This is a genomic window from Streptomyces sp. NRRL WC-3618 (assembly GCF_001280005.1).
GTDB lineage: Bacteria > Actinomycetota > Actinomycetes > Streptomycetales > Streptomycetaceae > Streptomyces.
In genome coordinates this window covers 35,928-48,362 of the sequence record NZ_LGDW01000457.1, presented here as the reverse complement: position 1 = coordinate 48,362, position 12,435 = coordinate 35,928, and the positions used below count along the sequence as shown (strand labels likewise).

At 69.1% G+C, this 12,435-nt stretch carries 11 protein-coding genes and 1 pseudogene; 2 read left to right on the top strand and 10 right to left on the bottom strand.

Annotation, left to right across the window (positions count from 1 at the left end; genetic code table 11):
• The 3 genes and pseudogenes from ADL01_RS47590 to ADL01_RS44975 all read right to left on the bottom strand — a co-directional run.
• On the bottom strand, nt 1–410 hold a 410-nt coding region (locus ADL01_RS47590), incomplete at its 3' end, for an AbfB domain-containing protein (RefSeq protein ID WP_324614648.1).
• A gap of 125 nt (nt 411–535) precedes the next feature.
• Nucleotides 536–727 (bottom strand): annotated as a pseudogene (locus tag ADL01_RS47585) (arabinofuranosidase catalytic domain-containing protein); the annotation flags it as partial.
• A 491-nt stretch (nt 728–1,218) separates the two neighbouring features.
• Nucleotides 1,219–1,416 carry a helicase associated domain-containing protein gene (locus tag ADL01_RS44975; protein ID WP_159049706.1) on the bottom strand — a complete coding sequence of 66 codons (198 nt, stop codon included), beginning with the start codon at nt 1,414–1,416 and terminating at the stop codon, nt 1,219–1,221.
• A gap of 681 nt (nt 1,417–2,097) precedes the next feature.
• Here ADL01_RS44975 and ADL01_RS32490 point away from each other — a divergent pair.
• Nucleotides 2,098–3,615: a ricin-type beta-trefoil lectin domain protein gene (locus ADL01_RS32490; RefSeq protein WP_107091052.1), complete on the top strand. Its 1,518-nt coding sequence runs from the start codon at nt 2,098–2,100 to the stop codon at nt 3,613–3,615.
• Here ADL01_RS32490 and ADL01_RS32485 read toward each other — a convergent pair.
• The 4 genes from ADL01_RS32485 to ADL01_RS44150 all read right to left on the bottom strand — a co-directional run bounded on the left by ADL01_RS32485 (nt 3,594) and on the right by ADL01_RS44150 (nt 8,390).
• Entirely contained in the window at nt 3,594–3,890 is a 297-nt protein-coding gene (locus ADL01_RS32485; protein ID WP_159049705.1) for a hypothetical protein, read from the bottom strand. The genes ADL01_RS32490 and ADL01_RS32485 overlap by 22 nt on opposite strands.
• Before the next feature lie 123 nt (nt 3,891–4,013).
• Nucleotides 4,014–5,618, bottom strand: coding sequence for a carboxylesterase/lipase family protein (locus ADL01_RS32480; RefSeq protein ID WP_234354870.1), 1,605 nt, complete (start codon nt 5,616–5,618; stop codon nt 4,014–4,016).
• 137 nt (nt 5,619–5,755) lie between these two features.
• Complete coding sequence (locus ADL01_RS32475; RefSeq protein WP_078960876.1) at nt 5,756–8,209, bottom strand: glycoside hydrolase family 3 C-terminal domain-containing protein; 2,454 nt, start codon at nt 8,207–8,209, stop codon at nt 5,756–5,758.
• Nucleotides 8,210–8,240: 31 nt separating this feature from the next.
• The gene (locus ADL01_RS44150; RefSeq protein WP_234354869.1) at nt 8,241–8,390 is read right to left on the bottom strand and encodes a hypothetical protein; all 150 of its coding nucleotides are present in this window, start codon (nt 8,388–8,390) and stop codon (nt 8,241–8,243) included.
• Between the two features lie 258 nt (nt 8,391–8,648).
• Here ADL01_RS44150 and ADL01_RS42890 point away from each other — a divergent pair, with 258 nt between their 5' ends.
• Nucleotides 8,649–8,801: a LuxR C-terminal-related transcriptional regulator gene (locus ADL01_RS42890; RefSeq protein WP_234354868.1), complete on the top strand. Its 153-nt coding sequence runs from the start codon at nt 8,649–8,651 to the stop codon at nt 8,799–8,801.
• A gap of 231 nt (nt 8,802–9,032) precedes the next feature.
• Here the strand turns inward: ADL01_RS42890 and ADL01_RS32470 are convergent, their stop codons facing one another.
• Genes ADL01_RS32470 through ADL01_RS32460 form a run of 3 tightly spaced genes read right to left on the bottom strand, consistent with a single transcriptional unit; the run spans nt 9,033 to nt 12,347 of the window.
• Nucleotides 9,033–9,893, bottom strand: coding sequence for an LLM class flavin-dependent oxidoreductase (locus ADL01_RS32470; RefSeq protein WP_053745611.1), 861 nt, complete (start codon nt 9,891–9,893; stop codon nt 9,033–9,035).
• Nucleotides 9,894–9,909: 16 nt separating this feature from the next.
• The gene (locus tag ADL01_RS32465) at nt 9,910–10,947 is read right to left on the bottom strand and encodes a methyltransferase (protein ID WP_063783610.1); all 1,038 of its coding nucleotides are present in this window, start codon (nt 10,945–10,947) and stop codon (nt 9,910–9,912) included.
• Nucleotides 10,947–12,347 carry an NAD(P)/FAD-dependent oxidoreductase gene (locus ADL01_RS32460; RefSeq protein WP_053745610.1) on the bottom strand — a complete coding sequence of 467 codons (1,401 nt, stop codon included), beginning with the start codon at nt 12,345–12,347 and terminating at the stop codon, nt 10,947–10,949. The genes ADL01_RS32465 and ADL01_RS32460 overlap by 1 nt, the downstream gene beginning before the upstream one ends.
• Nucleotides 12,348–12,435 lie beyond the last annotated feature (88 nt).

Below are 12,435 nucleotides of genomic sequence, written 5' to 3'. Positions count from 1 at the left end.
CTCCAGAGCTGGGCGACGAGCCAGCTGGTGTCGTCGGTCCAGAAGGCGGCGCTGTCCCAGGGGTTGGAGCCGCCGTTGGAGGCGGCGTAGAGGGTGTAGCTGTAGTGGCGCAGGTACTTGTCGGGGTAGTTGAGGGACTGGAAGGAGTAGCCCTGGCCGTTCTGCCCGGTCTTCGGGCAGAACGTGGCGTCCTGGGCGAACAGGGAGCTGTTGTCGTTGGCGTTCAGGTAGAGCTGGAAGCCCGCGTGCCGCAGGTACTGCCCGGAGTTGTTGGCGGACTCGAAGGAGAGGCAGGTGCTGTTGGCCAGGCCGGCCCGGACGATCCAGGTGGCGTCGGCCTTGACGGTGGCGGGGCCGGAGGAGTCGACGGGGGAGACGACGACCTTGGTGTCGGCGTCGTCGTGGCGGATGTAGTCGCCGGTGCAGCAGGAGGTCGTGGCCTGCAGCGAGATCCGCGAGCCCGGGGGATGGGGGTGGTGGCGGTGGTGGTGTAGCCGCCGGCGGCGAGCAGGCCGATGTTCGTGGTCGCGTTGTCCGAGGCGCGTCGCACCTGGTACAGAGTGCCGTTGTACGCCGCGTACAGCGCGCGGGTGGTCGAGTGCGCGGCCACGCAGGGGGTGCCGCCCGCGGCGTAGATGTCACACGCCTGCTGGGTGGCCGCCTGCGAGGTGGTGGCGGTGCCGACCAGTGCGCCGGCGGCAAGGGCGAGAGTCGCCCCCGTCGCCATCAGGGTGCGCCGAGCGTGGCGCATCCATCCCGAAATGATCACGTGCGATCTCCTTGGTCCGTCTGTGAGCGGCACCGACGGTGAATTGTTAGCGCTAACAACTCGTCCCTACGGAATTGCCCGCCCAACTGGCCACCGTCTGCGTGCTGCAGTTCCCGCTGGGCCCGTCGGACCGGTAGGCCGCGGCAGCGGTCCTGGCCTTTTTGGTCATGGGGGGATTGGTCGCGTTCGCGCGAAGAGTCCCGGTGGACAGCCGGTGGACGGCTGTGCGTGACACTCCATCAGGGGCTGTTGCTGACCCTGGCCGACGTGTGGATCCGCCCTTCTTCCAATGATTTGTGCGGCGGTCGATCGGACTGTCGGGTGCCGACAGGACTCGTGTGCTGCTCGGGTGCTCGGCATCGGATCGCGAGGGCCTCGAACTCGGCGTTCATCGCGCAGTCGGCGCGCCGACTGGTCGCGCGAGCGGAGGAGCTTCAGTGAAAAGGAGGTCAGTTGGTCCAACTGCGGGGCCCGTTCCAGTTCCAGCCGGGCAGCGCTTCCAGCGCCTTGGTCCGTTCTAGGGAAATTCGCCCTCGCCGGTAGTTGTTCTGGTGGGTCCCGACCCAGTTGCCGAGGCGCAGTCCGGTGGCGGTGATGAAGGTGCGGGAGGTCGGGCGTGCGCGTGCGGTGCGGTGCGGTGCAGGCATGCAGGGCTTGGAGCCCGCGTTCCCACCGCACTGATGGGCAGCCCCTCGGGGTGCCCTTCGCGGAGATGGCTCCTCGACTGCGAGTTGAGCACGTTCAATATCCACTGGGCTGGGGAAGTGCCCAATCAGGCCCCTGGCCTGCGCGGATGCCATTCCCGGCGGGCGCACCCGCGACCAGCAACTTCAGGATGAAGCGATCCCGGTCTTCACGGCAGGCTCCTTCCAGCATGACCCACCCGGAGGTCACCTCACTCCGCCGGCCTCGCCGCAGCAACTGTCGTACTTCTTGACAGTGCATGGATGGTACGGAAGTGTCTTCGTGCCGAAGCTTCTCGGATATATCCCGCCATGGGCATGATCCCGGCGTCATGAAATGTTAGCGCTAACAATGAATAGATCTTGCTCAATGCGGAGCTGGGAGATCACATGAACGTGCGCGTATGGGCATGCCGTTGGGCCGGTGCGAAGCGCCGGGCACCAGCTCCGCCCCTCGGCGTGGCAGGGTCGCGCACGCCGGATGCGGTCACCGTCCGTCGGCCGACCCGTGGACCGGGCCGCACGCGGTTGGCCCGTCTGGGGGCCGCTGCCACGTTGCTCCTTGGTGTACTGGCAGGCAACGCGGCAACGAGCGGTCCGGCACAGGCTGCTGTCCAGACGGTCGCGTCGATCAGTACGCCGCCGATGGGTTGGGCGTCGTGGAACAGCTTCGCCGCGCAGATCAACTACAACGTCATCAAGTCGCAGACCGACGCCATAGTTGCTTCGGGGATGAAGGACGCCGGCTACAAGTACATCAACATCGACGAGGGCTGGTGGCAGGGAACCCGCGACTCCTCCGGCAACATCACGGTGGATCCCGCCGAGTGGCCCGGCGGGATGAAGGCCATCGCCGACTACATCCACAGCAAAGGCCTCAAAGCCGGGATCTACACCGACGCCGGCCGCGACGGCTGCGGCTACTACTATCCCACCGGCCGTCCGGCGGCGCCGGGCAGCGGCAGCGAGGGCCACTACGATCAGGACTTCCTCCAGTTCTCCCAGTGGGGCTTCGACTACGTCAAGGTCGACTGGTGCGGCGGCAACGCCGAGGGGCTGAACGCACAGAGCACCTACCAGGCAATCAGCGACTCGATCAGTCGCGCCACCGCGACAACCGGCCGATCGATGGTGCTGTCGGTGTGCGAGTGGGGCAGCCAGAGCCCGTGGAACTGGGCACCGGGCATGTCCAACCTGTGGCGCACCAGTGGCGACATCATCTTCTTCGGCGAAAACGCGTCGATGACCCGTGTGCTGTCCAATTTCGATGCGGCACAGCATCCGAGCGCCCAGAGCCCGGGCCACTACAACGATCCGGACATGCTGGTCGTGGGAATGGCCGGGTTCACCGCGGCACAGAACCGCACCCACCTGAGCCTGTGGGCCGTCTCCGGCGCCCCGCTGTTGGCGGGCAACAACCTGGCCACGATGAACAGCGACACGCGCAGTGTGCTGACCAACCCGGAAGTGATCGCTGTCGACCAGGACGCCCGCGGCCAGCAGGGCGTGAAAGTCTCCGAGGACCAAAGCGGGCTGCAGGTCTACAGCAAGACCCTGTCCGGCAGCGGCCGACGTGCGGTGGTCCTGCTCAACCGCACCGGCTCGGCGGCCACGATCACTGCCAACTGGACCAACCTCGGCCTGACCGGCGCAGCTTCGGTACGCGACCTGTGGGCCGCCACCGACCGGGGCACCTTCACCGGCAGCTACGCAACCAGCGTCCCGGCGGGCCAGGCCGTCCTGCTCACCGTGACCGGCACCGACGCCAGTACGGCCGGCGCGAAGCAGATCGTCGGCGGCCAGTCCGGCCGCTGCGCGGACATCAACAACTCCTCAACCACCAACGGCACCCAGGCGCAGCTGTGGGACTGCAACGGGCAGGCCAACCAGCAATGGACGTACACCGCGAGCAAGCAGCTGATGATCTACGGCAACAAGTGCCTGGACGCCTACAACAACGGCACCACCAACGGCACGGCGGCCGTGGTCTGGGACTGCAACGGCCAGACCAACCAGCAATGGAACGTGAACGCCGACGGCACGATCAGCGGCGTCCAGTCCGGAATGTGCCTGGACGCCTACAACAACGGCACCACCAACGGCACGAAGCTTGCGCTGTGGGCCTGCCATGGCGGCAGCAATCAGCAGTGGGCCATGCGGTAGGCGGCGGGCGGCGGGGACGCGCCGTGCCGCAACCGGTCCATGTCATCGATGCTGTCGGCGCCCGCGACCATGCCGCTCACCAGCGACATCAGTTTCGCCGCCGGGAAGGCGCCGGTGCCGTCCTTCGAGACCGGCAGCCGTACCAACTCGTCGGTCAGCGCGGGCAGGCCGCGCCGCTCGGCCAGCCGCACCACCGGCTCCAGCCCGCCGTACGCGACCACGTTCGGATCGTCGAACGCGGATGAGACCGCCGCCGCAACATGGGAAGACCGCATGTCGGAAGTGCCTTGCCGATCGTGCCTGATGTGGTCCTGGAGAAACCCCATCATCGCAGTTCACAAGGCACTTCCTCGTTTCCGGAAGAACTATCCACAGGCATCAAGCCGGTGGATCCGGGCTCAGGAGTGCTGTGCGCCCGGCATCGTCTCCCAGAACGCGCACTGGTGTTCCGTCGAGTACCGGTCGTCGTCGATCAGGGCACTCCTGCCCCCCGCCCGCAGCGACAGCATCAGGCCGTTGCCGCTGTGATAGCCGGGCCAACTCGTCTGCCGGGCGACGGCAGGCCGGCCGGTCTTCGTGAACGCGCCCCAGTACCGTGTCATCTCGCGGGCGAGCCGGCGCTCGTCGGCGTTGAACAGCGGGGCGATGGGTGTGCCGTTGTTGAAGCTGGGCCAGATGTAGGCGAGTTCCGCGGCGTGGCCGGCCCCCCATACGTAGCCGGGGATCTGCGTCAGGCCAGGGCCGGTCCGGTGGTCGAACTCGTACGCATAGGTGGGGGTGTACCGCGCGAAGGTCCGGGCGAGCGAGCGGAGTCCGCACCCGCCGATCCCCGAGATCATCCCCGAGTCGGTCATGATCCCGCCGATGAGGTACGCCGCGGTGTACCGGTCGGACGTATCGGGCCAGGGGTAACGGGCGAGGACCTCGTCGGCCCGGGCGCCGGCGATGCCCTGGACGAAGGCGAGGTAGACCTCCTTGCCCGCGCCTATGTAGCCCGCGGCGAAGGTGCGGCCCTCGTCACGGGTGGCGCCGACGACCACGGGCACGCGGGCGAACCCCCCGCTGGCCAGCGCCTCGCCCACTCGGGTCGGGAACGTCGGAGTCCCGTCCACGAAGCCGGCCGAGAAGGTCCGGCTCGCGTCGAGGAGCGTACCCACCGGAGCCGACCGCAGACAGTCGAGGACGGCCGGCTGAGCCGTGCCGTCACAGCCCGCCTGCCGGGCAAACGCCGTCCCCGCGGCCTCCGCCGGGGCCTGCGGCCCGCTGGGACAGGAGCCGCTCTGGATCATGGCGCGGGTGAACAGCCCGCGCGAGCCCGGCGACACCAGATGACCGCAGATGGACCAGCCGCCCGCGGACTCGCCGTCGATGGTGACCTTACCGGGGTTACCGCCGAAGGCGGCGATGTTGCGCTGCACCCAGCGCAGCGCGGCCTGCTGGTCCATGAACCCGTAGTTGCCGGACTCGCCGCCCTCCTCGGTGAGGGCGGGCAGGCCGAGGAAGCCGAAGGCGCCGAGTCGGTAGTTGAGCGAGACGCCGATGACACCCGTTTCCTTGACGAGCTTCGACTCGTCGTTCTGCGAGCCGCTGCCGTTGGTCAGGCCACCGCCGTGAATGAAGACGTGCACCGGAAGGCGGGCGCCGCCCCGTACGCCCGACGGCCGCCACACGTTGACGTCGAGGCAGTCCTCCGTCTCGCTGCGTGGTCCGTTGCCGCTGGGCAGTACGGGACAGGGATTGCCGAAACCGGCCGCCTCCCGGACGCCGGTCCACCGCGCTGCGGGCCTCGGCGGCTTCCAGCGCAGGGAGCCGGTGGGCGCCGCCGCGTAGGGGATGCCGAGGAACCTCTCGACGCCCTTCGAGGTGGCGCCGCGCACAGCGCCCTTGTCGGTGGGCACCACGGTCGGCGCACTCGCGGAAGCCGTCGCGGGCAGCAGCCCGACGACGGCGAGGGACATGACCAACGCGCCGCCCAGGACAGTACGGATTCTGCTGGCAGTCATGGATGAGAACCTCTCTGGCCGGGTGCCGGCCGCGGCGGCGCGGCCGGCACCCTTGGTGGTGGGGGGAGGGAGCCGGGCCTGGACGGGCCCGGCATCAGACGCGGCTCGGCACCCGGTTGACGGTGCGAGCCGTGCGGTCAGTGCGCGACGTCGACCCCGCCGTGCAGGGGGAGCGTCCGCGACGAGGAGCCGACCCACACCTCCCGGTGCCCGGTGCCGAGCACCCAGGCGTGGGAGGACGTGTTCCAGTACTTCAACTGCTGGGCGTCGACCCGGATGCGTACGGTCTTCGACTCACCGGCGCGCAGATGCACCTTCTCGTAGCCGCCGAGCGAGCGCACCGCCTGCGGCGCGGTGGTCTTCGGGCTCGCACCGACGTAGACCTGGGCGACCTCGTCGCCGTCACGGGTGCCGGTGTTCTTCAGGGTGAACGAGACGGTCACCCCGCCGTGACTCTGCCGTACCGCGAGGTCCCGGTAGGCGAAGGAGGTGTACGACAGGCCGTGGCCGAAGGGGAACAGCGGGGCGGCCTTCTCCTTGTCGTACCAGCGGTAGCCCACGTAGACGCCCTCGGAGTAGTTCTCCTGGTTGTCCACTCCCGGGTACCTGAGCGGGTCGCCGGCGACCGGTGTGGCGGACTCGCTCGCGGGGAAGGTCTGGGTGGTCTTGCCCGACGGGTTCACGTCGCCGTAGAGCAGCCGGGCGGTGGCCTCGGCCCCGTTTTCCCCGGGGTAGTACGTGTCGAGCACCGCCTTGACCTTGGGCAGCCATGGCATGGTGACCGACGATCCTGTGTTGAGGACGACGATCGTGTTCGGGTTGGCGTCGGCGACGGCGGAGATGAGCCCGTTCTGGTCGGCCGGCAGGGAGAGGTTCTTCCGGTCGAAGCCCTCGGTACCGTCGTCGTAGGCGAAGACGATGGGGGTCTTCACCTGACGGGCCAGGGCCACGGCCTGCTCCCGGGCGGCCCGCGCGGCCTGCGGGGTGACCCAGTTCAGCCGGATCTTGGTCGGTGCGCCCTGGATCGCGGAGGCGCCGGCCGCGATGCCGTGCGTTCCCGCCGTCAGGTGCACGTTGGCGGTGCTGGAACCCAGGAAGCCGGTGATGACGCTCTTGCCGTCGATCTTCAGCGTGCCGTACGCCGCGGGAAGGTCGTAGACGAAGGAGTAGTCGCCGTCGGCCGGCACGGTGAGGGTGCCGCTGTAGTTGAAGGAGGCGGCCGGTGTGACGGGGATCGTGCCGTCCGAGCCGACCGCCAGGGCGGGGTTGAGGGCCGTCGCGGGAATGGGGGCGCCGGTGTTGTCGCCTCCGGCGGCGTAGCGCACCCTGGCATTCCGGCCGGCCCGCCGCGTGATGGTGGCCAGCGGCGAGGACGCGGAGTCCGGTACGACGTAGGAACTGCCGCCGCCGGTGACCTTCGGCGTCTTCGCCGTCGGACCGATGAGTCCGATGCTGGTGTCCTTGCCGGTCAGCGGAAGCGCCCTGCCGGTGTTCTTCAGCAGGACGGAGCCGGACTCGGCCACCTTCTGCGCGATCTGGGCGCCGCCCTTCGGGTCGCGTGCGGGCCGTCGGCCCACAGCGCCGTCGAGGAGACCGAATTTCTTCATCTGGCCCAGGATGCGGGCGACCGCGTCGTTCAGCTCCGAGACCGGAATGGTGCCGTTCGTGATCGCGGTCTTCAGTCCGTCGCCCAGAAAGACGCCGCTCGGCATCTCCTGGTCGAGGCCGTTCACGATGTCGCTCGTCGCGTGGGTCGCACCCCAGTCCGACATGACCCAGCCCTTAAAGCCCCACTGCTCTTTGAGGATCGAGTCGAGCAGTTCGTCGCTGCCGCAGCCGTGCTCGCCGTTCACCGAGTTGTACGAGCACATCACCGCACCGGCGCCGGCCTTGACGGCGGCCTCGAAGGCGGGCAGCTCGATCTGACGCAGGGTCTGTTCGTCGACGTTGACGTTCACCCCCATGCGGTTGTCTTCCTGGTTGTTCTCCGCGTAGTGCTTGACTGTGGCGATCAGGCCCTGGCTCTGCACGCCCGCGATCTCGCCGGACACCATGCGGGAGCTGAGCAGCGGGTCCTCGCTGAAGGTCTCGAAGTTCCGCCCCGCGTACGGCACCCGGATGATGTTCGTCATCGGGGAGAGCAGCACGTCCTGGCCGAGCGCACGGCCGTCGCGTCCGATGACCTGGCCGAACGTACGGGCCAGTCGGTCGTCGAAGGACGAGGCGAGCGCGACCGGCGCCGGCATCGCGGTGGCGTGCGCGTTGACCCGGACGCCCGCCGGTCCGTCGGTGAGCCGCAGTTCGGGGATGCCGAGGCGGGGAACCCCGGGGATGTATCCGGCCTGGCCGAGTTTGCGGGGATCGGTGCCTCCATGGACGAAGGACAACTTCTCGTCCAGCGACATCCTCGCGATGAGGGCGGCGACGCGGGGAGACACGGTGCCGGTGCCCCGGGCGTCACCCGCGCCCGAGGCGCCGGGGGCCACGGCCGTGCCTGCGGCAAGGAGCATCGCGCTCGCTCCCGCGATCAGGCCGGTGCGGCGCAACCGGCCTTTCCTGCGACGTCGTACCGATGTCCGAGTGAACTCCATGCGGGCTCCTCTTCAACGAATGCTCGACGATTCATATGCACTCGCCCGGATCGTCCGCGAAGCCGCCGATGAGCGCCCCCAGCACCGGAAGCAGGATCAGCGCGACCAGTACCGAGGCCCTTTTGGTCATGGTGACCAGCAGGAGGACGGCGATCGTGGCGAAGCCCAGAGCTGCCAGCATGGCGCCGCTGCTTTCTCGGAGACTGGCCCTCGACGGCGGGGCGGAGTCGGGCGAGGGCAAGCCGAGGTGTTACGCGAGAGTCTCGAAGCACCACCGGATCGGTGTCCAGCATCAAACCGAGATCTATTCATGTGATGAACGCATCAATCGACGCGGGCGAGCCCTGCACTCGTCGGCCGTGGAGGCCACCGCCTTGCGACACCTGACGGCGTACACGGCCGTCGCCCTGGCCGCGAGCTTCACCACGGCCCCGCGGAGATGCACGTCTCCCGGTCCTCGCTCAGCCGCGCCGTCGCAGACGCCTCCAGCAGACGCCTGTTCATCACCGCCGGCACCGTCGAGTACCACCTGCGCAAGGTGTTCCAGAAGCTCGGAATCACCTCCCGACGCCAGCTCTCCCTGCCCCTGTAACAGGCGATCCCCGCGTGATCCGGCCCCCCGGAAAGGGCACCGCGCGTGCGCCCCACGAGCAGGTCCCCCACGGCGGTCACTTGACCCGTTCCGGGAGCCGGACCCCGTTGCTCCTGCCGGCAAGGTAGGCGAGTGGATGTGCTCCAAGGAAGTTGTGGCGCCCCACGCACACCGAGCCGGGCGAACCGGCCCCCGAGGCCGATCCGCCCGGCTCGTGCCGGGGAGTGTGAGTCAGCGCAGGGCTGCCTCCGCGAGAAGCTCCAGCTGGCCTGGGTCCGCCGTGCACGGGAAGATCAGCAGTTCGTCGCAGCCCGACTCCGCGTAGGCCGAGACAGTGTCCCGCAGACTCTCCGCACCGATGATGACGGCCTTGGCCGCCATCTCGGCCTTGGGGCCGATGAACGCGTAGTACGCCCGCAGATAACGCTCGGCCACCGCACGGGAGTCGGGGCCCAGGCACGCGTACGTCAGAGCGACCAGCCTGGGCTTCTCCGCGCGTCCCTCCGTCCGCCAGGCCTGGCGGGCCCGGTCGGCCAGTTCCGCGTACCCGGTGGCCGAACTGCCGCCCGCGATCCAGCCGTCCGCGTGCCGGGCGGCCCTGGCCATCGCGGCCGGCGTGTGTCCGCCCACGATCAGCTCGGGAGCGTTGCCGTCCGGGAACGACGGACCGATGCCGGGCACCGGCCCCTTGCCCGCCCAGATGGCCTTCATCTCGGTGACCATGTCGTCCAGCCGGCGGCCGCGGTCCCGGTAACGTGCCCCGGTGGCCTGGAAGTCGTCCTCCCTGCCACCGGCCGCCACTCCCAGCGTCAGCCGCCCGTCGGACAGGGCGTGGACGGTCGCCGCCTGCTTGGCGAGGACCGCCGTGCCCGGCCGGTACGCGGCGATCAGGATGCTGGAGACCAGCCGGATCCGCTCGGTCACCGCGGCGGCGGCGGCGAGCGAGGTCAGCGACTCGTAGTTGTCGTACACCAGCCGGTCCAGCACACCCAGGCTGGCGAAGCCGTGGTCCTCGGCCTGTCTGGCCCAGGTGGTGAGCCGGTTCCCGTCGATGTCCGGGACCGTGGTGGGCAGCCCCACTCCTATCTCCATGGCGGGCTCCCTTCCCTCAGGCGGGCTTACGGGCGACGAGCAGCGTGTTGCCGAGCAGCAGCGGATGGCGGGTGACCTCGGTGAACCCGGCCACACGCATCCACTGTTCGCAGTCGCCGGGGTGATAGCCCGCCCCGGCCGGAGTCATCACCAGCATGTGCAGGCTGGACACCAGCGCGGGCAGGTGGGGTTCGTCGCCCGGCATCGGGTCGTACACCAGCAGCGCGCCACCCGGGCTGACCGCCTCGAACGCCTTCGCCACCAGCTGCTTGCGTTCGTCGACCGAGAAGTCGGCGAGCACATGACCGATGACGAGCACGTCGGCGGCGGGCAGCGGGTCGGCGAAGAAGTCGCCGCCGGCGAACTCCAGCCTGCCGTCCACCCCGAGGGACTTGGCGTGCTCCGCGCACGGTTCGGCGTTCTGGGGACGGTCGAAGACCTGGGCGGTCAGCTCGGGCCTCGCCTGGAGGACGAGCCCGGCGAGGTTGCCGCGCGCACCGCCGATGTCGGCCAGGGTGCGGAACTCGCCGAAGTCGACCGCCTCCAGCAGCTGCGGGACCAGCGGCGAGCTGAGGGCGTCCTGCATGGTGAGGAACGCCTGCCGCGCCCGAGGATCGTTCAGCATCTCCTCGAAGTCGCCCTCGGCCTGGGGCTTGCCGGTGCGCAGCGCCTCGGTGAGCCGTCCCCAGGCGGGGTAGAGCACGTAGTTGGCCCCGTCGAGGAACCCGCCCCGGTAGTTCTCGCCGCGCACCAGGCACGCTTGGGCCAGTGCGCTGTTGTAGTAGCGTCCCTCCTTCTTCTCCAGCAGCCCGAGGGCCACCAGGGCGTCGAAGAAGTCGGTGGCCGAGCGCGCGTGCAGGCCGGTTGCGGCCCGCAGTTCCTCCGTCTCCGCGCTCCCTTCGGCGCTGGCGGCCAGGGCGGTGAACACCCCGACCTCGACGGCGCTGAGCAGCAGCTTGGAGACCGTGAAGCTGTGGCCCAGGCCGCTGATCTTGGTGATGTCCTCAGGGGAGACCACTGTGGACTGACTCGCCTGGCTCGACTGACTCGTCATCAGGCGGTCCCTCCTTCCGCTCGCCGCAGGCCCAGGCTGGGCCCGAAGGACAGGTACAGGCCGCCCACGGCGTTGTCCGGGTTCATCGGAGCCTGCTTCTGCTCGTGGACCTTGTTGAGGTTGGCCAGGGGGTTGGGGTCACCGCTCTCCGCGCCGTTGAGGTGGGCGTGGACGCTGGCGTACACGTCCTGCGCGTCGTCCATGTCGGCGATGCCGGTGACGATGCGGTTGAACGCCTCCTGGAGGTCGAGGCTCTCGCGCTGGCCCTGCGTGAGCCGCTGGGCGTTGTAGAAGTGGTGCTCCTTGCCGCGGTAGCTCTCGTAGAACACGGACACCAGCACCAGCAGCCGCTCGTACGCGTGCCGGTAGACGGTCTGGTAGAACTCCCAGGCCTCGTCCTCCGCGACGTCTCCGCGCAGCACGCTGGACAGGGCGGCGGCGCTCAGCATCCCGCTGTACGTGGCCAGATGGACGCCGGTGGACAGCAGCGGGTCCAGGAAGCAGGCCGCGTCGCCGCTGAGCAGATAGCCGGGTCCGCAGAAGCTCTCGGCGGTGTACGAGTAGTCCTGTTCCACCTTCATTCCGGCGACCTGCTCGGCGCCTTCCACCAGTGCCGCCACCCTCGGGCACTCGGTGAGGACCTGGTCGTAGACCTGCTGGATGCCGCCCATGGCGCGCTTCTTCTCGTTGAAGATGTCGCGTCCGGTGACCAGTCCGACGCTGGTGGTCCCGTCGTGCAGCGGGATGACCCAGAACCAGCCGTCGGGGGCGGAGGCCACCGTGATGGCGCCGTCCGGGCCCCGGTCGAGCCGCTTGACGCCCTTCCAGTAGGTCCAGGCGGCCACGTTCTGGAACACCTCGTGGTACTTCCGGCTCTTCTGCTGGCGGGCGGCGATCAGTCCGGCGCGGCCGGAGCAGTCGATCACGTAGTCGAAGCCGATGCGGCCGGAGCGGCCCGGGTCCTTGCTGTCGACCCAGCTGGCGGCCACCGGCCGGCCGTTCTCGAAGTGGACCTCCTTGACGGTGGTCTCCTCCACCACCGTCACGCCCAGCTCGGCCGCGTGCCGCAGCAGGATCTCGTCGAACTCCGAGCGCACCACCTGCCAGGCGTTGGTGCCGTCCGCGCCGAGGCCGCTGAAGTTGACCTCCCACTCTTCCGGGCCCCAGAAGAAGTAGGCACCGCCCTTCGGCTGGAAGCCGTGGCGGTTCACCTTGTCCCACACACCGAGGTATTCGAGGATCGGCCGGCAGGAGGGCAGGATCGACTCGCCGATGTGGTAGCGCGGGAACCTGTCCCGTTCCAGCAGCGTGACTTCGAATCCCTCCTTGGCCAGCAGTCCGGCCGCCGTGGAGCCGGCGGGACCTCCCCCGATGACAAGGATCTGGGTGGAGTCGCGCATGAGCTCTCCAATCTCTGCGTCACCGGGACGCGGTAGCAGGGTGGGGTGCCGTGCACACCGTCGCGCCGCCCGCTGGAAGAGAGGTGGA